This is a genomic window from Mycobacterium basiliense (assembly GCF_900292015.1).
GTDB lineage: Bacteria > Actinomycetota > Actinomycetes > Mycobacteriales > Mycobacteriaceae > Mycobacterium > Mycobacterium basiliense.
Genome location: NZ_LR130759.1, coordinates 4916860 through 4941175, shown reverse-complemented (window position 1 = coordinate 4941175; position 24316 = coordinate 4916860). Strand labels below are relative to the sequence as shown.

Here is a 24316-nt window from a genome sequence, read left to right as displayed (position 1 = left end):
GCCGTTGCAGATGACGAAGCCCGCCTTGGGCGTTGATGGGTTCAATCGCCTCCCGGATCGCCAGCGAATGCGCCTATTGCTCGGCGTGTGCTCGACGACGATCTGGGCGCGCAGGGTGCTGGCCGGTGCGCCGTTCGATGGTGTCGATGCGCTGCTGGACCGTGCGGGCCGGGTGCTGGCCGAGCTGCCCGAGGCCGAGATCGACGCCGCGCTGGACGGCCACCCGCGCATCGGTGCCGACGTCGACAACGCGTCCTCGGCGCGTGAGCAGGCCCACGTCATCGACGCCGACGATGACGTGCGAGCCGAGCTCGCCGAGAAGAACCGCAAGTACGAGGACAAGTTCGGCTACATCTTCTTGGTGTGCGCCAGCGGACGGTCCGCCGAAGAATTGCTCGGGAACCTGACCCAAAGACTCGACCATGATCCGGAAACCGAGCGCCGGGTGATGCGCAACGAACTGGCCAAGATCACCCGGCTGCGGCTGGAGCGCCTGCTGCGCGAGCTCGGGTAGGCGCCGCACTGCGCTGCTGGCCTGGCATGGTGAACCCATGAGCCTTTCGACGCATGTGCTAGACGCCGTGAGCGGTCGACCCGCGGCCGGAGTCGCCGTGCACCTCACCGACGGCGCCGGAACGATCCTGGCCACCGGCCACACCGATGATGACGGTCGGGTCAGATCGTTTGGGACGTCGTTGGTGGCCGGGATCTACCGACTGCGTTTCGACACCGGCGCCTACTTCACCGGTCGCGGTGTGGTCGGGTTCTATCCGGAGGTGGTGGTCGCCTTCGAGGTCACCGACGCCGACGCCCACTACCACGTGCCGCTGCTGCTGTCGCCGTATGCGTACTCGACCTACCGAGGCAGTTGATGGATCTCAATTCAGTCGAAACGGTCAGCATCCCCAGCAGCCGCGAGCAGCTGTGGCCGCTGGGGCCCACCGACGCCATCCTCGCCGGCGGGACCTGGTTGTTTTCCGAACCGAACGTACACATCCATCGCCTGGTCGATATCACCGGCTTGGGCTGGCAGCCGATAACGTTGAGTGACAATGGTATTGAACTGGCCGCGACGTGCACGCTCGCCGAGGTTTCGGTCCTATCGCGGCGGCTACCCGCCGCATGGGCGGCCGGTCCATTGCTGTATCAGTGTTGCACCGCGATGCTGGCGTCGGCCAAGATCTGGCGTACCGCCACCATCGGCGGCAATGTGTGCCTGTCCTTTCCGGCTGGCGCGATGATCTCCCTGCTGTCTGCGCTGGACGCAAGGGTGACGGTGTGGCGCGCCGATGGCAACGATTACACGCTGCCAGTAGCGGAATTCGTCACCGGACAGGGCACCAATGTGCTCGCGCCGGGCGACGTGCTGCGCTCAGTTCACCTGCCGGCCGCCGCGTTGCGGGCTCGTACCGCCTTCCGCAAGCTTGCCTCGTCCGCGCTGGGACGTTCCGGCATCGTGGTGATCGGCCGTCGCACCCCCGAGTCGGATGGCGGCGGCTTCGTGCTGTCGATCACGGCGGCTACCATGCGCCCCTTGGTGTTTGAGTTCCCTACCCTCCCCGATGTCGAGGAGCTGCGGGCCTCGCACGCCGGCATTCCCGACCGCGCCTGGACCCGCGATGCACACGGCGATCCCGATTGGCGGGCAGCGGTGAGCCTGGTGCTGGCCGAGCAGATCCTGGCCGAGCTGACATGAGGTTCACCGTCAACGGTGCCGACCTGGACGCCACACCGGCGGCCGGGCAATGCCTGCGCACCTTCCTGCGCGAGCACGGCCACTTCGAAGTCAAGATGGGCTGCGACGCCGGTGACTGCGGTGCGTGTTCGGTCTTGGTCGACGGGTCCGCGGTGCACTCGTGCGTGTTCCCGGCGTTTCGTGCGGCGGGCCGCACGGTCACGACGGTGGCCGGGTTGGGCACTCCCGATGACCTGCATCCGATGCAGCGGCGCTTCGTCGAGGCGGCCGCCTTCCAGTGCGGGTTTTGCACAGCCGGCATGGTGACCACCGCGTCGACATTCGGTGATGATGAACTAGCCGACCTACCACAACAGCTCAAGGGAAATCTGTGCCGGTGTGCCGGCTACCGGGCGATCTTGGATGCGTTGGAGGGCAGGGTCAACGTCGAGAAGTCCAGCGGATCCGACGCCGGTCGTTCGATCGGCGCGCCTGCGGAGCTGCGGGTGGTGACCGGCACCGAGTCGTACACCATGGACGATGCGCCCGAGGACCTGCTGCACCTGGCCGTGCTCGGCAGCCCGCTCGCGCACGCCCGCATCACCTCGATCGACACCACGGTGGCCGCTGCGATGCCCGGCGTCCATTTGATCCTCACCCACCACGACAGCCCACCCGTTGCGTTCTCCACCGCGCGCCACGAGATGCGCACCGACGACCCCGACGACACCTATGTGCTGGACCGCACCGTTCGCTTCATCGGACAGCGGGTCGCGGCGGTGGTCGCCGACAGCGTGGCGGTCGCCGAAAAAGCTTGCCGGGCGATCCAGATCGAGTACGAGGAACTGCCGGCCGTGTTCGAACCGGAGCAGGCCCGGGCGCCCGGCGCGGTGCTCTTGCACGCCGACAAGGGCGGCCAGGCCCGCATCGCCGACCCGGCGCGCAACTTGGTCGCCGAATTACATGGCGGCACCGGCGATGTCGAAGCCGGCATTGCTGCCGCGGAGGCCTCCGGCGGAGCGGTGGTGCGCGGACGGTGGCAGACCGCCCGAGTGCAGCCGGCCCACCTCGAAACCCATGGCTGCACCGGGTGGCGAGACAGCCTCGGGCGGCTGGTGATTCGGACCAGTTCCCAGACACCGTTTCTGGTCCGCGACGAACTGTGTCACGTCTTCGGGCTGGACCGCGACCAGGTGCACGTTTTCACCAAGCGGGTCGGCGGCGGATTCGGCGGCAAACAGGAGATGCTCACCGAGGACCTGGTGACGTTGGCCGTGCTGAGACTGGGCCGGCCGGTGCGCTACGAGTTCACCCGTGTCGACGAGTTCGTCCGGGCGACGTGCCGCCACCCCTACCGCATCGACGTCACCGTAGCGGCCGACGGTGAGGGGGTGTTGACCGCGCTGGCGGTCGACGTGCTGACGGATACCGGGGCCTACGGAAACCACGGTCCGGGCGTGCTGTTCCACGGTTGCGGCGAGTCGGTGTCGGTGTACCGCTGCGCGAACAAGCGTGTCGACGCCCAAGCCGTGTACACCAACAACATGCCGTCTGGGGCGTTCCGCGGCTACGGCGTAGGGCAGATGAGCTTCGCGGTGGAGTCGGCGCTCGACGTGCTGGCGCAACGACTGGGCATCGACGCGTTCGAATTCCGGCGCCGCAACGTGGTGGTGCCCGGCGATCCGTTCATCGACGCCCATGCCGGTGAGAACGACCTGATGTTCGGCAGCTATGGGCTGGATCAATGTCTGGACCTGGCCCAGGATGCGTTGCGCCGCGGCGGGCGACCGGCGCCGGCCGGCGAGCACTGGCGAGTCGGGGAGGGCATGGCACTGGCCATGATCGCGACGGTGCCCCCGAACGGGCATCTTGCCTCCGCCGAAATCTCGGTTGATGACGGCGGGGTCTACACCCTCGGCGTGGGCACCTCGGAGTTCGGCAACGGCACCACCACCGTGCATGCGCAGCTGGTCGCCACGGCCCTGAGCACCACCATCGACCGGGTGACGATCCGCCAGTCCGACACCGACGTCGTCGATCACGACACCGGGGCATTCGGCTCGGCGGGAACCGTGGTCGCTGGACGGGCGGCGCTGGCCGCGGCACACCAGTTGCGCACCCGTATCGTCGCGGCCGCCGCCGAGGCGGCGGGAATGTCACCGCAGGACTGTGTACTTGGCCCGCACGGAGTGCAGTGCGGGGACCAGCTGGTGGGGTTCGCGCAGCTGCCGATGCCGTTGACCGGCCAGGGACACCACGACGGGAGACAACGGTCGGTGTCGTTCAACGTGCACGCCTTTCGGGTTGCGGTGAACACGGCTACCGGCCAGGTGGAGATCTTGCAGTCCGTTCAGGCAGCCGACGCCGGTGTGGTGATGAACCCGGAGCAGTGCCGCGGGCAGGTGGAAGGCGGTGTGGCGCAGGCGATCGGCTCCGCGCTTTATGAGGAACTGCAGATCGGTGCCGACGGCAGGGTGCTTACCCAGACGCTGCGCGATTATCACATTCCGCAGTTCGCCGACGTGCCGATCACCGAGGTGTACTTCGCCGATACCTTCGACGAGTTCGGTCCGTTGGGCGCGAAATCGATGGCTGAATCGCCCTACAACCCGGTGGCGCCCGCGCTTGCCAACGCGATCGCCCGTGCCTGCGGTGCCCGGGTAACTCGGCTGCCGATGACTGCGGCCCGAGTGTGGCGGTCGATCAACTCAGCGGGGTGAGCGGCCCACCCATGATGCTGGCGACGAGCCCGCGAATGATGTTGGTGCCGTCTTCGTTTCGCAGCTCCTCGTACCAGGCCGCAGTGGTCTCGGGGTTCTTGGCATGGATGAGATCGCAACGTTTTCGGGCCCGCAACACCAGATCGCCGGCGCGTTCGGTGCGACTGGCCTGATAGGCGGCCAGCGCGGCGTCAACGTCGGTGGGGTTGTCCTTGAACGCCCACTGCAGTGCCACCGCGTCTTCCATCGCGGAGCATCCGCCCTGCCCGATGTCGGGAGTGGTGTTGTGGGCGGCATCGCCGAGCACGGCGACGCGCCCCTTGACCCAGGTGTGAAACGGGTCCACGTCGAGGATCTCGACCCGGTTGGTGGTCATCGGGTCGAGTTTGTCGATCAATGCCTGCACGCCTGGAGCCCAACCGGCGAACTGCTGGCGTAGCACCTCGCGTGCGGATCCCTTTTTGAAAGGCCGGCCCTCGGGCTCGACCACGTCGAAAAAGTAGTAGAACCGGCCCCCGGAGACCGGCATCGCCGAAACCCGCTTGCCGTCGCCGACATGCATGGTCCACTCGGTGGCGGGGCCGATGGCGTCGTCGGCTTCCACCAGGCCGTTGAAGTTGACGTAGCCGGCGTAGCGCCGGGTAACCGGCCGGCCGAGCACGTATTCCCGGGTGATCGAGTTCGCACCGTCGGCGCCGATCACGGCGTCGGCACTCGCGGTGGTGCCGTCGGCGAACGTCGCGGTCGCAGCACCGTCGCCGCCGACGACCTCAACCATGGTCGTGCCGAACTGGATGTCGTCGATGCCGTAGGCCGCCATCAGCATTTGTTGCAATTCGGCGCGTGCGATCGGATACGGGCGCTGGCCGACCTGATCGATGAGCGGCTGCATCGAGAACCGGCACATGGTCTCTCCGGTGTGGGCATCGACGTAGCTCATCGTGTCGACGATCCCGCCCAGCCGTGCCGTCTGCTCCGCGAGTCCCAGGTAGTTGAGGCATTTCACGCCGTTGGACCACACCGATATGGCGGCGCCGACCGGCTTGTTCTCCGTGACACGCTCGTAGACCTCGGTGTCGATGCCGATTTGTCGTAGCGCAATCGCGGCGCTCATGCCACCTATGCCGGCACCGATGATCACCACTTTCACCGTTACCTCCTCGCTGTCCGGGTGCCGTGCCTCGACGGTATGACGGCCGGCCCGATTTCGCGCGTGCAGCGCGCGCTCCGAATACGGTTGCCGCAACGAAATGAACGCTCGTCGAAAATGCTGGTCGAAAACGTGAGCCCCGAAAGCTTGAGCCCCCTGTCAGGATTGAACTGACGACCGCTCGCTTACAAGGCGAGTGCTCTACCACTGAGCTAAGGAGGCCGGAAAAACCGGTGCCAGCCTAACCGTTACTCCTCGGCGTCGACGACTCGCTGGGATCGCACCGGACGCGAGGACGAACGGCGGGCGGGACGGCGGCCCGGCAGCGGGATGCGCTCGGCGATGTTGCTCAACGGGTTGACCACCATGGTGAGGGCGACGACGGCATCTTGCAGGGTGTCGATCGCGGGCTCGAGCGCCTCCATGCCGGGGGCCAGGCGGGCCAGGGTGTCGGCTAGGTCGGTGAGCTGCTCGAGTGGTCCGTTTTTGGCCGTCAGCTTGTCGACCAGACCACCTTCGGACAGCAGGCGATCGGCCAGCCCGTCCTCGGACAGCACCCGTTCGATCAGGCCGTCCTCGGCGACCAGCTGATCGGCCAGCCCGCCGGGCTGAAGAGCGCGGTGCATCGCGCCGCCTTCGGCGGTCACCCGATCAAGCAAACCCCCGGGCGCGGTCAGCAGGTCGACCACCCCGCCCGGGCGCAGCATGCGGTCCATCGGGCCGTTGGGGGCGATGGCGCGTCCCAGCGGCGCGTCTTCGTCCAGCAGCTTGGCCAGCCGATTGGCGCGCACGATCGCGTCTTCGATGCCGAGCACGCTGGCCATGGCGTTCGTGCCGGCATCGCCGCTGGTGTCGCCCAACGCCTGCTTGGCCAGACCAACCGCCGCACCGGCCAGGTTGAGGCTGGCCTCAGCGGCGGCGAGACCCGCGCGGGCGGGAGCGGTCGCGACGTCCACCAACGTTTTGCCGAGGTTCATTCTGTGAGTCTATTCACGACTCGCACCGACAAATGTGTCTGGGTTCCAGCCGATCCGACGATTCCTGGCAGACTGTTAGCAGTCGACTGCCAATGAGCTTTCAGGAAGTACTCAATGAACGCCAAGCTAGTTCTCAACTCCGTGTTGCAGGAATGGACGTCATGACAGCCGCAACGCCACCGAGTGAGGCCGCCACCCCAGAAGCACGCATCCTTGTCGTCGACGACGAGGACAACATCGTCGAGCTGCTATCGGTCAGCCTCAAGTTCCAGGGCTTCGAGGTGTACACGGCGACCAACGGGGCCCAAGCGTTGGATCGGGCCCGGGAAACACGCCCCGACGCGGTGATCCTGGACGTGATGATGCCCGGAATGGACGGTTTCGGGGTGCTGCGCCGGCTGCGCGCCGACGGCATCGATGCTCCGGCGTTGTTCTTGACCGCGCGAGACTCGCTGCAGGACAAGATCGCGGGCTTGACCCTGGGCGGGGACGACTATGTGACCAAGCCGTTCAGCCTGGAAGAGGTCGTCGCTCGGCTGCGGGTCATTCTGCGGCGCGCCGGCAAAGGCAGCGCCCAGCCCCGCAATGCCCGCCTCACGTTCGCCGATATCGAGCTCGACGAGGAAACACACGAGGTGTGGAAGGCCGGCCAACCGGTGTCGCTGTCGCCCACCGAGTTCACCTTGCTGCGCTATTTCGTGATCAACGCCGGCACGGTGCTGAGCAAGCCGAAGATCCTGGACCACGTCTGGCGCTACGACTTCGGCGGTGACGTCAACGTCGTCGAGTCCTACGTGTCGTATCTGCGACGCAAGATCGATACCGGGGAGAAGCGGCTGCTGCATACGTTGCGCGGTGTGGGTTATGTGTTGCGGGAGCCGCGATGAGTGTGCCTCGTTGCCCGGCGGGTTAGCGAGAAATTGGGAATGGCCGAACACCGTCCACGAGGGGTGCCGCTGCGGGTGGGCCTGGTTGCGGCCACCCTTGCTCTGGTGTTGTGCGGCCTGCTGGCCTCGGGCGTGGCGGTCACCTCGATCCTGCGGCACAGCCTGATCAGCCGGATCGACGCGATGCTGGTCGACGCCTCGCATACGTGGGCGCAGTCGCCCTGGAAGCATGCCGTTGCCAACGTCGAAGGTCCCGATCCCGCCCGGCCGCCATCGAAGTTCTACGTGCGCAGCATCAGCCCCGACGGCCATACGATGACGGCCATCAACGACCGCAATGCCGAGCCGGCGCTGCCCGGCGACAACGACGTGGGTCCAGACCCGATCACGCTGCCGTCGGTATCCGGCTCGGACATCGAGTGGCGTGCGGTCACGGTACACGGGCCGCAGGGCGGTCTGACCACTGTGGCCATCGATTTGTCCGATGTTCAGCACACGGTTCGATCGCTGGTCTGGTTGCAGACCGCTATCGGGGCCGCCGTTTTGGTGGTGGTCGGTCTGGCGGGATTTGCGGTGGTACAGCGCAGTCTGCGTCCGCTGGTCGAAGTCGAACAGACGGCCGCGGACATCGCCTCCGGCCAGCTGGATCGCCGCGTTCCCGAGCGCGATCCCCGTACCGAGGTGGGTCGGCTGTCGCTGGCGCTCAACGGGATGCTCTCCCAAATTCAGCAAGCGGTGGCGGCCTCGGAGGCCTCGGCGGAAAAGGCCCGCAGCTCAGAGGACCGGATGCGGCGATTCATCACCGACGCCAGCCACGAACTGCGTACACCGCTGACCACCATCCGTGGCTTCGCCGAGTTGTATCGCCAGGGTGCCGCTCGCGACGTTTCCATGTTGTTATCGCGGATCGAAAGCGAAGCGAGCCGGATGGGTCTGCTGGTGGACGACTTGCTGACGCTGGCCCGCCTGGACGTGCAACGGCCGCTGGAAAGTAGCCAGGTTGACTTGCTGGTGCTAGCCAGCGACGCGGTGCACGACGCGCGGGCGATCGACCCCCAGCGCACGATCACCCTGGAAGTGCTGGATGGTCCCGGCACTCCCGAGGTGCTTGGCGACGAGCCCAGGCTGCGCCAGGTGTTGAGCAATCTCGTCGTCAATGCGTTGCAGCACACCCCGGCGAGCGCCGACGTCACGGTACGAGTGGGCACCGAGGGCGACGATGCGGTGCTCGAAGTGGCTGACCAGGGTCCCGGCATGCCCGAGGAGGATGCGGCGCGCGTGTTCGAACGCTTTTACCGGACCGACTCATCGCGGGCCCGGGCCAGCGGGGGCACCGGGCTCGGCCTGTCGATCGTCCACTCCTTGGTGAAGGCGCACGGTGGCACCGTCACGGTGACCACCGCGCCGGGGGAGGGTTGTTGCTTTCGCGTCACCTTGCCGCGCGTCAGCGAGGTGGCGGTCGACGTAGGTGAGCCGGTCAGCTAGCGGCGCCTAGCCCAGCTGGTCCAGGGCGGCCTTGATCTTGGCCTGGGCTTCGTCGAGGGATTCCGGCGACGGATTGCGGTCGACGTTGGCAAAGCCGAAGTCGCTGAGCCTGCGGGTGGGGAACACGTGGACGTGCAAATGCGGGACCTCCAACCCGGCGATGATCACCCCGGCCCGCTCGGTCCTGAACGCTTTGCACACGGCTTTGCCGATCAGCTGGCTGACCTCCATGACACGAGCGAACGCCGCACCGTCCACGTCTTGCCACTGATCGATCTCGGCACGCGGCACCACTAGGGTGTGCCCCTGGGTCATCGGCTCAATTGTCAAGAACGCAACGACGTCGTCGTCCTCGTAGACAAAGCGGCCCGGCAGTTCACGATTGATGATCTTGGTGAAGATCGACGCCATCGGTTCAGCATATGGCCCGCCGGTGGGCGTGATGGCTAGGGGCTCCGGCTGAAATCGTCAGGCCAGCCCACCCTGATGGCGCCGACTCAACACGGTGAATTCGCCCCATTTAGAATTCGCCGTTGTGCTGGTCGGCGTCGAATACATCGGCTTTGACTATGCCGACAAGAGACGCCAGCTGACCCTGCCGGGCCCGCCTAGCCAGCCCGGGTCGCTTTGGGCGCGTCATTCCGATCGCTGGCATTCACTAGGAGCAGCGCGTGGTCCCCATTGCTGATGACGTCGATACACCGGCCGTGTTGATCGACCGCGACATCCTTGACCGCAACATTGCACGGATGAGTACGGCGGTCGCCGCCAAAGGGATCGCCCTTCGGCCGCACGTGAAGACGCACAAGATGCCCGAGATCGCCGAGCTGCAACTCCAAGCGGGCGCGGCGGGTTTGACCGTGGCCACCGTTGGGGAGGCCGAGGTATTCGTCGACCACGGCGCCGACGACATCTTCATCGCCTACCCCCTCTGGTTGAGTGCCCGCCAAGCCGACCTGCTGCGCAAGCTGACCGCCCGCGCCAGGATCGCCCTCGGCGTCGACTCTGCGGACGGCGCCGCCAATGCAGCAGCCAAGCTCGCCGGCACCGCCGCGGCAATCGACGTCCTTATCGAAGTCGACAGTGGTCATCACCGCAGCGGTGTCCGTACCGAGCAACTGCTCGAGGTGGCCCGCGCCACTCGTGATAGCGGTCTGAGGCTCACCGGCGTATTCACCTTCCCCGGTCATGGCTATGCACCCGGCAAGCCCGGAGAGGCCGCTGAACTCGAGCGGCGTGCTCTCGACGATGCGGCGGACACCCTGATAGCCGCCGGGTTCCCGATCGCCCGGCGCAGTGGCGGATCCACTCCGACCGCGCAGCTGGCGGCCACGGGAGGGGTCACCGAGTTGCGACCGGGCGTGTACGTGTTCGGTGATGCCCAGCAACTTGAACTCGGGACGTGTACGCCCGACGAGGTGGCCCTGACCGTGGCCGCGACGGTCGTGAGCCGACATGAGACCGCCAACGGCCCGCGGCGGATCATCCTGGATGCCGGCAGCAAGGTCCTCGGCAGCGATCGCCCGGACTGGGCGACCGGGTTCGGCCGGCTCATCGACCACCTCGACGCACGCATCGTTGCGCTCTCGGAGCACCACGCCACCGTTGTCTGGCCCGATGATGCCGCTCTCCCGCGGCTGGGAGCGCGATTGCGGGTGATTCCCAACCATGTCTGCCTGACCACCAACCTCGTTGACGAAGTAGCCGTCGTCCGCGACGCAAAACTGATCGACTGGTGGAAGGTCGCCGCCCGCGGCAAGAACAATTGATCCCGCTTGCAAGTGTGAAACGGGACCGGCATCCGCATGACGGCCGCCGCAACCATGGATGACATGGGTAGGAGGCGATTCTCGCCGCGCCGATGCGCGCTACTCCTCGTCGTCCTCAGCGTCTTCCCCGTCGCGCAGGTGTTTTTCCGGGTGCTGGACGGTGTTGGTGCGCGGTTGCCCGCGTTCCAGATGCGGTGGGGGTATCCAGTCGGTGTCACCGTTAGCGTTCTTGCGGGTGGTCCAGCCGGCGGGCGCCAGCATGCGGTGGTGGGGGCCGCACGCGAAGGTGAGGTTGTTGACGTCGGTGGTGCGGCAGACGGCGTAGTCGGTGACGTGGTGCGCCTCGCTGTAAAAGCCGGGCACGGTACACCCCGGTGCGGTGCAGCCGCGGTCTTTGGCGTAGAGCACGATGCGCTGCCCGGGCGAGGCCAGCCGCTTGGTGTGATACAACCCCAGGGCCTTGCCGCGGTCGAACACGGCCAAGTAGTGGTGGGCGTGGCGGGCCAGTCGGATCACATCGCTCATCGGCAGCAGGCTGCCGCCGCCGGTGAGGCCTCTACCGGTGGCGGACTCTAGCTCTCGAAGCGTGGTGGAGACGATGATAGACGCGGGTAATCCGTTGTGCTGCCCCAGTTCTCCGGAACCCAACAGCGCGCGCAGGCTGGCCAGCAGCCCGTCGTGGTTGCGTTGGGCCGGGCTGCGGGTGTCGGTGTCGATGGCCCGTTGTGCTGGTGAGCCGTCGACGACCGGGACGTCGTCGGTGGGGTTGAACATGCCGGGTGCCGCCAGTTTGGCCAGCACGGCCTCCAAGGTCGCCGGAAATTCGGGGGTGATCCAGCCGCGTAGCTGCGACATGCCGTCGGCTTGCTGGCCGCCCAAGGTGATGCTGCGACGACGGGCGCGGTCGTCATCCTGGTAGGTGCCGTCGGGGTTTAGGCAATCGGCGAGTCTCTGGGCCAGCCCGGCCAGCTGTTCGGGGCGAAACTGGCTGCCCTGGCGGGCCAGTTGGGCTTCGGCACGGTCGCGGGTCTCCTGGTCGACCCAGCCGGGCAGCTCGCGGCAGAAGCGGCGGATCACCGCGACCTATTCGGTGCCCAGTTTGCCCTCCCGTTGCGCCGCGGCGGTGGCGCTGAGTATCGGAGCCAGCGGTTGGCCGGTGAGGGCGCGGCGCGGTCCCAGGTCGGTGGCTTCGCGGAGGCGCCGCCCGGCCTCGGGACGGCTGATCAACGCCCACTCGGCGACCGCATGGGAGAGCTTGCCCCCTAACTCTTCTCGGCTGGCCAGCCGGGACAGTTGATTGAGCAACGGGTGCTCGACGGCGGGCAACCGCCGGCGCACTCGTTCCACCCGCTCTAGTAAGCACAGTCTTTCCCTGGTGCTCAGCGCTTCGAAATCGGCCCTTACCAGTTGATCAACGGCGGCATCAACGGCGTCAAAAACGGACGTGATCGCCTCCCAACCGACAACACCATCAGCGCTCATAAACCCAAACTAGACCAGGTCACCGACAAGAAATCTCATGCTGAAGGCGCAGTGACACAGGTGATTTCATCTCGGCTGCCACCACCGCAGAGAATGCGCAAGCCATTTCGAGTCGAGATCGTTAACTCCTTGTTGCCGTGTCGTTTTCCTGGGTCGTCAAACTCCACGATGACCCAATATACGGGAGGGTGACCTTGGTGCGGTTTCCCGCGGCGGTGCTGGCCGTTCCTGCGGCAGTTCTGGCCGTATGTGCCACTTCCCTTCTACCTGATGTGATTTCACGGCTGCTGTCGCCTCCGGCGAGCGCGGCGTCGATGTTCGGCCCGTTGGCACCGAACAACCCGTTCATGGCGCCCAATGGCCTGGCGTCCATGCACAACGATGCGGGATCGGCCGACGCTGGGCCGCTTCCGGGTCCCGGCGCTCACCTGGTACCCATCTTCGCCTATCCGCTGTTGGCCGCCTGCCCGACGATCACCCAGGGCACCGACGGGCTGGTGGTGGCGCTGTGTACCACGATCGCCCAGCAGACCCCCATCGTCCATCTCATCGATCCCGGCGGCATTGCCCCCCATGTGATTCCGTTGACCAGCCTGGAAATCGCCAAGGGGGGACTGCTCGGAGGGGTCTATGCCTACCTGGACAACAACAACCAGTTGGTGATGATCGATGGAACCAACCATCTGCTGCGCATCGCGCATGCCAAGGACTCAAAGGGCTGCTGGCAGCTGACCGTCACCGAGTCCACCGATGTGTCCAGTGTGATTCCGTCGGGTGACCAATCAGTTGGTGTGGTGCCCGATTATCTGGGCAACGTCTGGTTCGCCACCGCCACCGGGGTGGTGGGGGTGGCCAAAGTGGGCGGCGGCGTGGCCAGCGTGCATGTGGACCCCGGGGAGCAGGTAGCCAATAGCATTTCGGCGGCGCCGACCAATCGGGTCGGTGTGGCCACCACGCATGCCCTCTACGAAATCAATCTGGACGGTGGGGGCAACCCGCAGATCCTGTGGCGCCAACCCTACGACCGCGGCCCGGCGCGCAAACCAGGACAACTGAGCTGGGGCACCGGCTCCACCCCAACCTACTTCGGCCCCACCGGGGCCGACTACCTGACCATCGTCGACAACGCAGAGCCCTTGGTGCACGCGTTGATCTACCAATCCGGTACGGGCACTTTGGTTTGCCAGCAACCAGTGCTGACTCAGGGCGGACCCGGTAGTGAGAACTCTCCCATCGGGGTCGGAAACTCGATGTTCATCGCCAGCACCTACGGCTACCCGTATCCTGCGGTGCCGGAGGGCGCCGGTCCGGCGGTGCCGCCCACGGCGCCGTTCGTCGGCGGCATGACCAGGGTGGACGTCGAACCCACCGGATGTCGCACGGTGTGGGACAGCAGGACGCGTAGCGCCGCATTGCCGCACCTGTCCATCGATGATGGCCTGATCTACACCATTACCCGGATCGGACCAGAAAACACCACACCGCTCGATGTCTTCGCCTTCGCCGTTGTCGACCCCAACAACGGGAAACTGCTACTGCAACAACCGAAATCGGCAACCATCCTCAGCGATCCGATTCAGACTGCCAGCATGGTGCTGATGGGAAACAAGATCATGCAAGGCAATATCACCGGAATCGGGCGCATCGGCTGACCGGTTCACTCCTTCTTGCCGAAGTTCATCATTTCCAGATTCCAGTATCCGCGCATGTTGGTGATCAACCCGTCGTCATTGACCCGATAGGTGAACACCCCGCGAACCTCACTGGTGAATCCGCCCTCAAACTCGCTACGCAGCACCAAGATATGCGCGATCTCGTTCTCCGAACTCGATGGGAACGTTTCCTCACAAGTGATGGTCAATCGGTTGGCCGCGATATTGGTGTCGTAGAATGAGGCAACGCCGTCCTTGCCCTTTACGCCGGTGCCATCGGGATTGGTAACCGACTTGCCGATCGGATCCTCAACGACGACGTCGTCGGCCATGAGCGCGAGCCAACCTTCTCGATCGTGAACTTGGACGCAGCGCCACGATGCTTGCGATGCGGCCAGTGCCGGTGATTGCGCTATTTGGGTCATCGTTCTCCCTCTCCATTGGTGACGGGCCGTCACGTGGCACCCGCGCCGTATGCGGCGTCTTGGGTGGCGCGGGTGGGCCGTGGCCGCCGACCGTCCCAGGTGCCATACATGACCACCCGGTTGTGCACCGTCATGGCGCCGGTCCGTCCCGGCGCCAACAGCTGCGGAAAGCGGGTCACGCAGGCCCAAATTCGCCGCGCGGTCGATGTTACCGATCGTCGTCGGTGAACCGGATCACGCCGCGAATGTTCTTGCCGTCCAGCATGTCCTGGTAGCCGTCGTTGATCTGCTCCAGCCGGTACTGACGGGTGATCATGTCGTCAATATTCAGCTTGCCGGCCTTGTACATGGACAGCAGTTGCGGGATGTCGTACTGCGGGTTACCACCACCGAAGATGGTGCCCTGCAGGTTCTTCTGCATCAGGGTCAACATCGCCAGGTTCAGGGACACCTGGGTGTCCATCAGGCTGCCGATCGCGGTGACCACGCAGGTGCCGCCCTTGGCGGTGATGTTCAGGTAGGCGTCGACATCGGCACCGTGGAGTTCACCCACGGTGATTACCACCTTCTTGGCCATCAGACCGTAGGTGACCTCGCCGATGCCCATCAGCGCGGCTTCCATGTCAGGGTAGACGTGGGTGGCGCCGAATTTCAGCGCCTGATCGCGCTTCCACTCCACTGGCTCGACGACGAAGATGTAGCGCGCCCCGGCGTTGACCGCGCCCTGCAGCGCCGCCATGCCGACCCCGCCGACACCGACGATGGCGACGTCGTCACCCGGTCGGATGTCGGCCGTGCGCACCGCCGAGCCGTAACCGGTGGTGACGCCGCAGCCGACCAGGCAGGCGACTTCGAAGGGGACCGACGGATCGATCTTCACCACCGAACTGCGGTGTACCACCATGTATGGCGAGAAGGTACCCAGCAGGGTCATGGGGTAGACGTTCTGGCCGCGGGCCTGGATGCGGAAGGTGCCGTCGGAGACCGCCGCGCCGGCCAGTAAGCCGGCACCCAGGTCGCACAGATTGCGCAGGCCGGCCTGACAGGTCGGGCATTGGCCACATGACGGAATGAAGGACAGCACCACGTGGTCACCGGGGGCGATGTCGTCGACGCCGGGCCCGACCTCGGTGACTATGCCGGCGCCCTCATGACCGCCCAGGACGGGAAAGCCTGCCATCGGGATACCGCCGGTGACCAGGTGATGGTCGGAGCGGCACATACCCGCCGCTTCCATTTGGATCTTGACTTCGTCTTTGACGGGGTCGCCCATTTCGATGTCTTCGACCGACCACGGCTGGTTGAACTCCCAGATCAGCGCGCCTTTTGTCTTCACGTTAGACCTGACCCCATTTCGCCATTGAATTGATCAGAACTGCCCCGCGCCGTTATGCCGGGCAGTGACGGGTGCCACAGGCACCCTTGTCGCGCCAGCATAGCGTGTTTAACAAAACAAATGCTTGGTTGGGTCTGTTGACCACCCCGCCGCGACCGCTCACCAGATCGGGACAGGGGTCTTGCCCAGCGGGTAGTAGCCGGGCAGGCGCTCGCCGGCGAGGCTGCGTTCGATGCGCCGCTGCATACCCTGGGACAGCTTTCCACCCTTCATCAGGTCCAGGTAGAGCGCCTGCACATGGCCGAAGTCGAAGAAGTCCCGTTGCCACTCGATGAGCTTGTCGGCGTTGAGCCGGAACCAGCTACCCCCGATTCCGTAGACCTCCTGCCGACCGCCGTCGGCGTCGACGACAACCTGCTTCCAGAAGCCGACGATCTCTCCCTGCCGGTCGTCGATGATCACCTTCTGGTAGGGGTACTGCCAACCCTCCAACCCCTCCATCTCCAGGCCGAGCGCAACCTCGCGGATCTCGTCGATCCCGACGCACATCACGTCCTCTTTGGGGCCGATGTTCCATCCGTAGGTGGCATCGGCGGCGTAGAACTCGGCCAGCAGCGTCCAATTGCCCGATCTTTCGCAGGCCTTGTTGGCCTCGAGCCAGGACTGCACCCACTCTTCAAGCTCTGCACGCTCGAACGACGCCATGGTCTTAGCTCTCTTTCGCCTTGATGGACAACGCTTGGGTCGGACACATCCGGACCGCTCGCTCGACCTCCGCACGCGCCTCCGGTGGAGGCTCGGCGTCGACGATTTCTACCTTGCCGCGTTTGGGCACCCGGAAGTGGTCCGGTGCTTCCAGTTCGCACATCGCATGGCCCTGGCATAGATCCAGGTCGACTTCGACTCGGTAGCTCATCGTTGGTCCGGGTTGGTGGTAGCCGCTCGGCGCCGGTAGCGCACGGTGGCAGGCCGGGCCAACTGCACCACCATCTTGGAGTGGTCGTTGCGATAGCTGTCGGCCGGCTGTGCCATCTCGAACTCGTACTCGCGCAGCAGAACCGAGAAAATGGCCTTGATCTGCATGGTGGCAAATGCCGCTCCCACGCACCGATGCCGACCGGCGCCGAACGGAATCCACGTCCAGCGGTTGATCAGATCTTCCTGGCGCGGCTCGGTGTAGCGCTGCGGCACAAATGCATTCGGGTCTGGGAAATCCTCGGGGATCCGATTGGAGATCGCCGGTGAAGCAGCCACCAATTCGCCTCGGTGAATCGGATAGCCCTCCACCTCGAATTCGCCCTTGGCAACCCGCATCAGAATGATCAGCGGCGGGTGCAGCCGCAGCGTTTCCTTCAACACGCTTTCCAGCTGCGGAATCTGGCGCAGCGCGTGGAAACTCACCGGCTGACCGTCGGCGTAGAGCTCGTCGAGCTCGTCGATCACGGCCGTGTAGGCATCGGGGTGACGTAGCAGCTCGATCAGCGTCCACGCCGAGGTTCCCGAGCTGGTGTGGTGCCCGGCGAACATCAACGAGATGAACATGCCGGTGATCTCATCGGCGGAGAACCGCGGATTGCCCTGTTCGTCCTTGATCGACACCAGCACGTCGAGCATGTCGCGTTCGCTCTTGTCCGCCGGTGGATTGGCCATCCGTTGGTGCATGATTTCTTGCACCAACGCCACCAACCCTTTTCGGGCCTCGTCGCGTCGTTGGAAGCTTTCGATCGGCAGATAGGGATCGACGTAGCACAGCGGATCGGTCCCCCGCTCGAGTTCGTGGTAGAAGTGGGCAAACCGCGAGTCCAGCTGATTGCGGAACTTGGTACCGATCAGGCACGAGGTCGAGGTGTAGATGGTCAGTTCGGCGAAGAAGTCCAGCAGGTCGATTTCGCCTTTCTCGCCCCAATTCTCGATCATCCGGTGCACTTCGTGCTCGATGGTGGTCGCGTGGCCCTTCATATGTTCACCGCGCAACGCCGAATTGTGCAGCATCTCTTTGCGACGTTCGGGGCTGGCGTCGAATACCACTCCCTTACCGAAGATCGGCGTCATGAAGGGATAAGCTTCGGCTTGGTCCAGATCTTCGTCGGTGGAACGGAAGAAGAACTCGTTAGCCTTGGCTCCCGATAGCAAGACGACGTGCTTGCCCGCGAGCTGAAACCAACCCACGTCCCCACACTCGTCGCGGGTCCGCTGCATCAGGCCGATGGGATCGATTCGGAACTCCTCGAGGTGACCGTGTTCGTCCTCGCCGCCGGAAACCCGCGGCACGATTGCTGTCGTCATGACTTCAGGTCCTTCTCGTCAACCTTGAGTTGTTGACGTTCTTTCGTTGCAGCCAATGGAGCTTCGGGCTGCAGCTCTATATTCGCCACGAAGCCGCCCCTGGGCGTCTCCGTGACAAAGGTGATGGCACGCGCGATGTCGGTGGCCCGCAGGAAGTAGTTGTGGCGCGCCTGACCCCATTTGGCCCAGTCCTCCAACGCCGGTCCGACCGCCTCGACCGGCATGCTCCAGCCCATCGCCGTCTTCGTCGGGCCGGGATGCACGATCGAGGCTCGCACGCCGGTGCCCTCGAGCTCCATCTGCAGGTTGGTCACCATCGCGAGCAGTCCGGCCTTCGCGGCTCCGTAGGCGCCCATGTGCGGGCGCTGGCGCAACGCCACATCGGATCCTACGAAGATGAGGTCGCCGCGCTGGCGCTCGAGCATGCCGCCCAGCACCGCGGTGGCCAACCGGTTGGCTCCGATCAGATGAATTTGGACCTGGGATTCGAAAGTCTCGGTATCAATTTCGTGTAGCCTGCCAAAGTAGGTATCGCCGGCGCCGGCGACGAGAATTTCAATATCGCCGAGTTGTTCGGTGGCCCGGTGCACAAATCCCTTGACCGAATTGGCGTCGGTCACGTCGAGCGGTAGCGCGACCGCCTCGCCTCCGTCGGCCTGGATTTTCTCGGCAATCTCCTGACACTTCTCAACCCGCCGCGCACCCAGTGCAACCGGAAATCCATGCGCGGCAAGATCAACCGCGGTGGCCGCGCCAATGCCCGATGAGGCGCCGGCAACGATCGCGGGCCTGCGGTCCGGATGAGGTTGGAAGCGTGGCATTTAGCGAACCTCCACCGTGATGGGTAGGTGAGCGAACCCCCGGACATTGCTGGAGTGCACGCGCACGGCGTTGGCTTCGTCGACCTGGTATCCCCGGATTCGTTTGAACAGCTCGGAAAGGGCGACCCTGGCCTCCATCCGCGCTAGATGGGCGCCCAGGCAGAAGTGTGCCCCGCTACCGAAACTCAATAACTTGGGCCCGATTTCGCGCCCGACCAGATAGTCGTCCGGGTTGTCGAAGGCGCGCTCGTCGCGGTGCGCCGAACCGGGCAGTAGCAGCACCACGTCCCCTTCCGGGATGGTGGTGTCGTGGAGGGTGAGTTCCCCGACGACGGTACGGGCCAGGATCTGGCTGGATGTGTCATATCGCAGGGTTTCCTCGACCCAGAGCGGCACCCTCGACAAGTCCGCGTAGATCGGCGTCAATTGATCAGGATTCTTGTATCCCCAGAAAGCGGCATTGGCAAGGAGTTTGGTCGTCGTCTCGTTGCCGGCGATCACCATCAGAAACATGAATCCGAGAATCTCGTCATCGGTGAGCCGGTCGCCGTCGATCTCCGCTTCCAGCAGTGCCGACGTCAGATCCTCTGCCGGCCGCTGGCGGCGCTCGGCGATCATCTGTTGGTAGTAGACGATGAGGTTGATGGACGCCTCGATGGCCGAGGCCGGCACGTCGTTGACGCCTTCGTCTCGATGCATGACGCCGTCGGCCATGGCCCGGATCTGGTCACGATCGGCGACCGGCACACCCATCAGCTCGGAGATCACGTCCATCGGCAACTTGCCGGCGAATTCGGCTACATAGTCCACGGTTTCGGAGCCCCGCGTCCCACTGGTCGCCTTCTCCAGCATGGCGTCGAGGTGGTGCACTGCGAGTTCGGTCACCCGCGGTTCGAGTTCACGGATCCGGCGCGGGGTAAAACCCTTCGAGACGAGCGCGCGCAGCCGCAGATGCGCCGGGTCGTCCATCGCCAGGAACGACATCGTCTTGGCGGCATGCGGTCCGCGTGACACCGGATCCAGCGAAACCCCGTCGCGGTTGGACAGTGTCGTGCTGTTGCGGAAGCCGTGATGCACGTCACGGTGCCGAGACAAGGCCCAAAAGCCAAGTTCTCGGTTGTGGTAGAGCGGAGCCTCGTCCCGCAGCCGGCGGTAGTACGGGTACGGATCTTCGTGGAAGTCATAGTCGTAGGGATCCAGGTCCAGCTCTGGGCCGCCAACATGGATGGTCATGCGTTACCGCCGTGGTCGGATTGGTCGGCGCCGGCCAGGACCAGTCGCACCACAACGGTCAAGCGGTCGGCGATCTCGTGATAGGTGAACTGACCGCTGCCGGCCTGTACTAGGGCGCCGAAAAAGGCCATTTCTAGCGCCGATACCGTGCCGGTCTCGGCGCCGGGTCCGATGGCCGATGCGATGCGGCGATGGATCTCGGCGCCAATGCGTTCACGGGCCACGCGCACCGCGGGGTCTGCACCGCCGCCCAGCAGCGCAGCGGTGCACGCGGCGCCGACTTCAGGCTCGTCGGCGACCACAAGAGCCAGGTGGCGCAACGCATGATCCACTCGCGTCGGCATGGGGATGTTGACGTCGGTGAAGTACGGGACCTGCCGGACCAGGTCGAGGTAGACCTCGGCGATCAGGTGGTTCTTCGACGAGAAGTATGTGTAGGCGGTGGCCGGAGCCACTTTGGCCCGGGCGGCCACCATTCGCACTGTCAGGTCGGTATAGGTGTTTTCCCGCATGGTTTCCATGCCGGCGGCCAGCACCTTGCGGAAGGTCTCTTCTTGGCGTCGGTTGCGCGGTCTTTCGCCGACCTGCTGCTGGGCCGTCTCGGTGACCGAGGCCAGTACATCGCTGGACACATGTCCAAGCTAGAGGATGGTTGTGATATCAAGCAACCCCTGCCCTCGAAAATGCCGTATTAACTGGTGTTATTGCACGCCAGATCGGTGCTGCGAGGGATCGGCTCTTGCGTCACATCGGCACTTGGCGATATGGTCCGAAACGGAGATATCGGACATGTGTCCATTCAACTCGGTCCTTATCGCAGCCAGTGCGTAGGCGGGAGCATCAGATGGCCCTGTTGGCCGGCGGAGTCAGTGCGCTGTTTATCGATGGAAAGCTCTCGGAGGGCGGCGCGGGCACCTTCCCGACCGTCAATCCGGCCACCGAGGAGGTGCTGGGGGGCGCCGCCAATGCCGACGCGGCGGATATGGGCCGCGCCATCGACGCCGCGCGCCGCGCCTTCGACGACACCGACTGGTCACGCAACACCGAGCTGCGAGTGCGGTGTGTGCGTCAGCTGCGTGCCGGGATGCGGGAACACATCGCGGAGTTACGCGAGTTGACTATCGCCGAAGTGGGTGCCCCCCGGATGCTCACCGCGGCCGCACAGTTGGAAGGCCCGGTCGACGACCTGGCGTTCGCGGCCGATGCCGCCGAAACCTATGCCTGGAATCAGGATCTCGGAGCGGCATCGCCGATGGGCATCCCCACCCGGCGTACCCTTGCCCGAGAAGCCGTCGGTGTCGTGGGCGCCATCACCCCGTGGAACTTCCCGCATCAGATCAACCTCGCCAAGCTGGGACCGGCGCTGGCCGCGGGCAACACCGTCGTATTGAAACCCGCGCCCGACACTCCATGGTGCGCTGCCGTCCTCGGAGAAATCATGGCAAACCACACCGACATTCCACCCGGCGTCGTCAATATCGTCACCTCTAGTGATCACACTCTTGGATCGTTGCTTGCCAAAGATCCACGGGTGGACATGGTTTCATTTACTGGATCCACGGCCACCGGTCGTAGCGTGATGGTGGATGCGGCGGCCACCATTAAGAAGGTGTTCCTGGAGTTGGGCGGCAAATCGGCATTCGTTGTGCTCGATGACGCCGATCTGGCCGCTGCCAGTTCGGTGGCGGCCTTCACCGCATCTATGCACGCTGGGCAGGGATGCGCCATCACTACCCGGCTGGTGGTGCCGCGCGCCCGCTACGACGATGCCGTGGCCATGGCGGCCGGAACCATGTCATCGATCAAACCGAGTGACCCAACCGATGCCGGAACCGTCTGCGGGCCCTTGATTTCGGAACGTCAGCGGGATCGGGTCCAGGGCTACCTGGACTTGGCGATCGCCGAGGGCGGGACGTTCGCGTGTGGCGGCGGTCGCCCCGCGGACCGGGAGGTCGGCTACTTCGTTGAGCCGACGGTAATCGCGGGTCTGACCAACGATGCCCGGCCGGCACGGGAGGAAATCTTCGGGCCGGTGCTTACCGTGATTGCCCACGACGGCGACGATGACGCGGTGCGAATCGCCAACGATTCGCCATATGGCTTGTCCGGCACCGTGTACAGCGCCGATCCGGAACGAGCCGCGGGAATTGCCGCGCGGTTGCGGGTCGGCACGGTGAACGTCAACGGTGGGGTGTGGTATTCCGCCGACGCCCCGTTCGGCGGCTACAAGCAGTCCGGCAACGGCCGCGAGATGGGGTTGCTCGGTTTCGAAGAGTATTTGGAAGCCAAAATTATTGCGACAGCGGCAAACTAGAGGAGAAAATGTGGGCCAATTCGATGGCAGGGTGGCAATCGTCACCGGGGCAGCCCAGGGCATCGGTGCGGCCTACGCTCAGGCACTGGCCCGCCAAGGCGCGTCAGTGGTGGTTGCTGACCTCAATGCCGGCGGTGCCCAAGGCGTGGCCAAGCAGATCGTCGCCAACGGCGGTACCGCGATTCATGTGCCCGTTGACGTTTCCGACGAGGAGTCGGCGGCGGCGATGGCCGATCATGTCGTCGGTGAGTTCGGCGGTATCGACTACTTGGTCAACAACGCCGCAATCTACGGCGACATGAAGCTCGATCTGCTGCTCACGGTGCCATTGGACTATTACCGGAAATTCATGAGCGTCAACCATGACGGGGCGTTGGTGTGCACCCGTGCGGTGTACAAGAAGATGGCCAAAAGGGGTGGCGGTGCCATCGTCAACCAATCCTCGACCGCGGCTTGGCTGTACTCGAATTTCTACGGCCTGGCCAAAGTCGGCGTGAACGGCCTGACTCAGCAGCTGGCTCGTGAACTGGGCGGCATGAAGATCAGGATCAACGCGATCGCGCCCGGGCCGATCGACACCGAAGCCACCCGGACCGTCACACCCGACGAGTACGTGAAACAACTGGTGCAAACCATTCCGCTGTCTCGGATGGGCACGCCCGACGATCTGGTGGGCATGTGTCTGTTCCTGCTGAGCGATCAGGCGGACTGGATCACTGGTCAGATCTTTAATGTCGATGGCGGACAGGTCATCCGCTCGTGACCGAAAGCAGCCAGAACGAAACCAAACCGCGGCTGGGCTACATCGGCCTGGGCAATCAGGGTGCCCCGATGGCCATGCGGCTACTCGATTGGCCAGGGGGCCTTGTCGTCTACGACGTTCGGCCCGAGGCAATGATGCCGCTGGTCGAAGGCGGCGCCCGCATGGCCGAGAGCGTGGCCGATGTGGCCAGCGCGGACATCATCAGCGTGACCGTGCTGAACGACCAGCAGGTGCGTGAGGTGATCGCCGGGGCGCACGGCCTGGCGGCGCACGCCAAAACGGGCACCATCGTTGCTATTCACTCCACGATCAGCGGCACCACCGCCGAAGACCTGGCCCGGGAACTGCGGCCGCGCGGCATTCATGTCATCGATGCACCGGTTAGCGGCGGCGCGGGAGCGGCAAGCAAAGGTCAACTGGCCACGATGGTAGGGGCCAGTGACGAGGTCTTTGCCCGCGTCAAAGAGCCGTTCTCGTGCTGGGCCTCGTTGGTGATACACGCCGGCCCGCCCGGCTCGGGCACCCGGATGAAGCTCGCCCGCAACATGCTCACCTTCACCATGTATGCCGCAGTTGGTGAGGCGTGGAAGTTGGCCGAGGCAAGTGGGGTGAGCCTGCAGGATCTGGGCAACGTGGTACGCCATACCGACAAGCTGACCAGCGGTGCCGGCTCGATCATGTTCCGCGATGACACCAAAGACCTTGAGCCCGGCCATTTCCTGTACGACGGGTTTATCCATGCGCGGGACCTCGGCGAAAAGGATCTGGGCTTGGCGCTGTCGTTGGGTGAGGCGCTGTCGGTCGAGTTACCACTGGCTAGGCTCGCCCTGGAGCGGCTCGCGCCCGGTCTTGGGGTACCGCACACAGAGAAGGACGCGTAATGGACGAACTGCGCCGCAAGGGTCTGGACAAGATGAACGAGGTCTATGGCTGGGAGATGCCCAATGTCGAGGATGACGCGTACTTCGACCTGACTGTTGATCACCTGTTCGGCAGCATCTGGACCCGACCGGGATTGTCGATGCGCGATAGGCGCATCATGACGCTGACGGCGGTGACGGCGATCGGGAATCGCGACCTGGCCGAGATCCAGATCAACGCCGCGCTGCTCAACGGGGAACTCGACGAGGCCGAGCTGAAGGAAATGGCTATCTTTCTCACCCACTACCTCGGGTTCCCCCTGGGTTCGGCGCTCAATGGTGCGGTGGACACCGTCGTGGCAAGGCGCAAGAAGGCCGCGGAGAAGGGCGCCGCCGAGGACAAGAAGGCCAATGTCAACGACGCATTGAAGATGCACTCGGGTGGCACATTGGATTGAGCCCCGGACCGCTAGGCTGGCCC

Annotated in this window: 24 protein-coding genes, 1 tRNA gene and 1 pseudogene; 12 read left to right on the top strand and 14 right to left on the bottom strand. The window is 64.8% G+C overall.

The annotated features are described in order from the left end of the window. Nucleotides 1-10: 10 nt before the first annotated feature. The 4 genes from uraD to MB901379_RS20975 are packed head-to-tail and all read left to right on the top strand — an operon-like array spanning nt 11 to nt 4395. The gene (gene uraD / locus MB901379_RS20990) at nt 11-514 is read left to right on the top strand and encodes a 2-oxo-4-hydroxy-4-carboxy-5-ureidoimidazoline decarboxylase (RefSeq protein WP_158018362.1); all 504 of its coding nucleotides are present in this window, start codon (nt 11-13) and stop codon (nt 512-514) included. 37 nt (nt 515-551) lie between these two features. After that, entirely contained in the window at nt 552-872 is a 321-nt protein-coding gene (uraH, locus tag MB901379_RS20985) for a hydroxyisourate hydrolase (RefSeq protein ID WP_158018361.1), read from the top strand. Beyond that, nucleotides 872-1696 carry an FAD binding domain-containing protein gene (locus tag MB901379_RS20980; protein ID WP_158018360.1) on the top strand — a complete coding sequence of 275 codons (825 nt, stop codon included), beginning with the start codon at nt 872-874 and terminating at the stop codon, nt 1694-1696. The genes uraH and MB901379_RS20980 overlap by 1 nt, the downstream gene beginning before the upstream one ends. After that, nucleotides 1693-4395: a molybdopterin-dependent oxidoreductase gene (locus tag MB901379_RS20975; protein ID WP_158018359.1), complete on the top strand. Its 2703-nt coding sequence runs from the start codon at nt 1693-1695 to the stop codon at nt 4393-4395. Before MB901379_RS20980 ends, MB901379_RS20975 begins: the two co-directional genes overlap by 4 nt. On the opposite strand, the gene hpxO is transcribed toward MB901379_RS20975, so the two are convergent. The 3 genes from hpxO to MB901379_RS20960 all read right to left on the bottom strand — a co-directional run bounded on the left by hpxO (nt 4379) and on the right by MB901379_RS20960 (nt 6522). Then, nucleotides 4379-5545, bottom strand: coding sequence for an FAD-dependent urate hydroxylase HpxO (hpxO, locus tag MB901379_RS20970; RefSeq protein WP_158018358.1), 1167 nt, complete (start codon nt 5543-5545; stop codon nt 4379-4381). The two genes, MB901379_RS20975 and hpxO, sit on opposite strands and share 17 nt — an antisense overlap. A 150-nt stretch (nt 5546-5695) precedes the next feature. Beyond that, a tRNA-Thr gene (locus MB901379_RS20965) sits at nt 5696-5767 on the bottom strand. 26 nt (nt 5768-5793) lie between these two features. Next, a complete protein-coding gene (locus tag MB901379_RS20960) occupies nt 5794-6522 on the bottom strand; it encodes a hypothetical protein (protein WP_158018357.1) in 729 nt (242 codons plus the stop codon). Nucleotides 6523-6683: 161 nt separating this feature from the next. On the opposite strand from MB901379_RS20960, the gene phoP reads away from it, so the two are divergent. Both phoP and MB901379_RS20950 read left to right on the top strand, forming a co-directional pair. Continuing rightward, on the top strand, nt 6684-7409 hold the full coding sequence (gene phoP / locus MB901379_RS20955) for a two-component system response regulator PhoP (protein WP_158018356.1): 726 nt from the start codon (nt 6684-6686) through the stop codon (nt 7407-7409). 39 nt (nt 7410-7448) lie between these two features. Beyond that, nucleotides 7449-8894 (top strand): sensor histidine kinase, encoded by a 1446-nt coding sequence (locus MB901379_RS20950; RefSeq protein ID WP_158018355.1) that lies wholly within the window; start codon nt 7449-7451, stop codon nt 8892-8894. Between the two features lie 6 nt (nt 8895-8900). Here the strand turns inward: MB901379_RS20950 and MB901379_RS20945 are convergent, their stop codons facing one another. Beyond that, on the bottom strand, nt 8901-9305 hold the full coding sequence (locus tag MB901379_RS20945) for an HIT family protein (protein ID WP_158018354.1): 405 nt from the start codon (nt 9303-9305) through the stop codon (nt 8901-8903). A gap of 260 nt (nt 9306-9565) precedes the next feature. On the opposite strand from MB901379_RS20945, the gene MB901379_RS20940 reads away from it, so the two are divergent. Further along, complete coding sequence (locus MB901379_RS20940) at nt 9566-10663, top strand: D-TA family PLP-dependent enzyme (protein ID WP_158018353.1); 1098 nt, start codon at nt 9566-9568, stop codon at nt 10661-10663. Between the two features lie 99 nt (nt 10664-10762). Here MB901379_RS20940 and MB901379_RS20935 read toward each other — a convergent pair. After that, nucleotides 10763-12145 (bottom strand): annotated as a pseudogene (locus tag MB901379_RS20935) (HNH endonuclease signature motif containing protein). A gap of 197 nt (nt 12146-12342) precedes the next feature. Between MB901379_RS20935 and MB901379_RS20930 the strand changes: the two are divergent. Next, nucleotides 12343-13797, top strand: coding sequence for a hypothetical protein (locus tag MB901379_RS20930; protein WP_158018352.1), 1455 nt, complete (start codon nt 12343-12345; stop codon nt 13795-13797). A gap of 5 nt (nt 13798-13802) precedes the next feature. On the opposite strand, the gene MB901379_RS20925 is transcribed toward MB901379_RS20930, so the two are convergent. The 9 genes from MB901379_RS20925 to MB901379_RS20885 form a co-directional block, all read right to left on the bottom strand. Further along, nucleotides 13803-14222, bottom strand: a complete 420-nt coding sequence (locus MB901379_RS20925) for a ketosteroid isomerase family protein (protein WP_158018351.1) — start codon at nt 14220-14222, stop codon at nt 13803-13805. A gap of 29 nt (nt 14223-14251) precedes the next feature. Then, on the bottom strand, nt 14252-14401 hold the full coding sequence (locus MB901379_RS20920) for a hypothetical protein (RefSeq protein WP_158018350.1): 150 nt from the start codon (nt 14399-14401) through the stop codon (nt 14252-14254). Between the two features lie 29 nt (nt 14402-14430). Beyond that, nucleotides 14431-15558, bottom strand: coding sequence for an NDMA-dependent alcohol dehydrogenase (locus MB901379_RS20915; protein ID WP_158018349.1), 1128 nt, complete (start codon nt 15556-15558; stop codon nt 14431-14433). A 159-nt stretch (nt 15559-15717) separates the two neighbouring features. Then, on the bottom strand, nt 15718-16263 hold the full coding sequence (locus MB901379_RS20910; protein WP_158018348.1) for a nuclear transport factor 2 family protein: 546 nt from the start codon (nt 16261-16263) through the stop codon (nt 15718-15720). A 4-nt stretch (nt 16264-16267) separates the two neighbouring features. Then, entirely contained in the window at nt 16268-16474 is a 207-nt protein-coding gene (locus MB901379_RS20905; protein ID WP_158018347.1) for a ferredoxin, read from the bottom strand. Then, nucleotides 16471-17844, bottom strand: a complete 1374-nt coding sequence (locus MB901379_RS20900; protein ID WP_158018346.1) for a cytochrome P450 — start codon at nt 17842-17844, stop codon at nt 16471-16473. Before MB901379_RS20900 ends, MB901379_RS20905 begins: the two co-directional genes overlap by 4 nt. Then, complete coding sequence (locus MB901379_RS20895; protein ID WP_158018345.1) at nt 17841-18665, bottom strand: SDR family oxidoreductase; 825 nt, start codon at nt 18663-18665, stop codon at nt 17841-17843. Before MB901379_RS20895 ends, MB901379_RS20900 begins: the two co-directional genes overlap by 4 nt. Beyond that, nucleotides 18666-19898: a cytochrome P450 gene (locus MB901379_RS20890; protein ID WP_158018344.1), complete on the bottom strand. Its 1233-nt coding sequence runs from the start codon at nt 19896-19898 to the stop codon at nt 18666-18668. After that, nucleotides 19895-20530: a TetR/AcrR family transcriptional regulator gene (locus tag MB901379_RS20885; RefSeq protein WP_158018343.1), complete on the bottom strand. Its 636-nt coding sequence runs from the start codon at nt 20528-20530 to the stop codon at nt 19895-19897. The genes MB901379_RS20890 and MB901379_RS20885 overlap by 4 nt, the downstream gene beginning before the upstream one ends. A 212-nt stretch (nt 20531-20742) precedes the next feature. Between MB901379_RS20885 and MB901379_RS20880 the strand changes: the two genes are divergently transcribed. Genes MB901379_RS20880 through MB901379_RS20865 form a run of 4 tightly spaced genes read left to right on the top strand, consistent with a single transcriptional unit; the run spans nt 20743 to nt 24293 of the window. After that, nucleotides 20743-22212, top strand: coding sequence for an aldehyde dehydrogenase (locus tag MB901379_RS20880; protein WP_158018342.1), 1470 nt, complete (start codon nt 20743-20745; stop codon nt 22210-22212). Between the two features lie 10 nt (nt 22213-22222). Further along, on the top strand, nt 22223-22975 hold the full coding sequence (locus MB901379_RS20875) for an SDR family oxidoreductase (protein ID WP_158018341.1): 753 nt from the start codon (nt 22223-22225) through the stop codon (nt 22973-22975). Beyond that, entirely contained in the window at nt 22972-23856 is an 885-nt protein-coding gene (locus MB901379_RS20870; protein WP_269462771.1) for an NAD(P)-dependent oxidoreductase, read from the top strand. The genes MB901379_RS20875 and MB901379_RS20870 overlap by 4 nt, the downstream gene beginning before the upstream one ends. Beyond that, nucleotides 23856-24293, top strand: a complete 438-nt coding sequence (locus tag MB901379_RS20865; protein WP_158018340.1) for a carboxymuconolactone decarboxylase family protein — start codon at nt 23856-23858, stop codon at nt 24291-24293. Before MB901379_RS20870 ends, MB901379_RS20865 begins: the two co-directional genes overlap by 1 nt. The last annotated feature ends 23 nt before the right edge of the window (nt 24294-24316 follow it).

Bases quoted from the DNA above. Each gene is read 5' to 3' on its own strand.
- MB901379_RS20950 (WP_158018355.1), top strand. From the start codon at position 7,449: ATGGCCGAACACCGTCCACGAGGGGTGCCGCTGCGGGTGGGCCTGGTT.
- MB901379_RS20945 (WP_158018354.1), bottom strand. From the start codon at position 9,305: ATGGCGTCGATCTTCACCAAGATCATCAATCGTGAACTGCCGGGCCGC.
- MB901379_RS20960 (WP_158018357.1), bottom strand. From the start codon at position 6,522: ATGAACCTCGGCAAAACGTTGGTGGACGTCGCGACCGCTCCCGCCCGC.
- MB901379_RS20900 (WP_158018346.1), bottom strand. From the start codon at position 17,844: ATGACGACAGCAATCGTGCCGCGGGTTTCCGGCGGCGAGGACGAACAC.
- phoP (WP_158018356.1), top strand. From the start codon at position 6,684: ATGACAGCCGCAACGCCACCGAGTGAGGCCGCCACCCCAGAAGCACGC.
- MB901379_RS20895 (WP_158018345.1), bottom strand. From the start codon at position 18,665: ATGCCACGCTTCCAACCTCATCCGGACCGCAGGCCCGCGATCGTTGCC.
- uraD (WP_158018362.1), top strand. From the start codon at position 11: ATGACGAAGCCCGCCTTGGGCGTTGATGGGTTCAATCGCCTCCCGGAT.
- MB901379_RS20925 (WP_158018351.1), bottom strand. From the start codon at position 14,222: ATGACCCAAATAGCGCAATCACCGGCACTGGCCGCATCGCAAGCATCG.
- MB901379_RS20905 (WP_158018347.1), bottom strand. From the start codon at position 16,474: ATGAGCTACCGAGTCGAAGTCGACCTGGATCTATGCCAGGGCCATGCG.
- MB901379_RS20880 (WP_158018342.1), top strand. From the start codon at position 20,743: ATGGCCCTGTTGGCCGGCGGAGTCAGTGCGCTGTTTATCGATGGAAAG.
- MB901379_RS20975 (WP_158018359.1), top strand. From the start codon at position 1,693: ATGAGGTTCACCGTCAACGGTGCCGACCTGGACGCCACACCGGCGGCC.
- MB901379_RS20910 (WP_158018348.1), bottom strand. From the start codon at position 16,263: ATGGCGTCGTTCGAGCGTGCAGAGCTTGAAGAGTGGGTGCAGTCCTGG.
- MB901379_RS20890 (WP_158018344.1), bottom strand. From the start codon at position 19,898: ATGACCATCCATGTTGGCGGCCCAGAGCTGGACCTGGATCCCTACGAC.
- MB901379_RS20865 (WP_158018340.1), top strand. From the start codon at position 23,856: ATGGACGAACTGCGCCGCAAGGGTCTGGACAAGATGAACGAGGTCTAT.
- MB901379_RS20980 (WP_158018360.1), top strand. From the start codon at position 872: ATGGATCTCAATTCAGTCGAAACGGTCAGCATCCCCAGCAGCCGCGAG.
- uraH (WP_158018361.1), top strand. From the start codon at position 552: ATGAGCCTTTCGACGCATGTGCTAGACGCCGTGAGCGGTCGACCCGCG.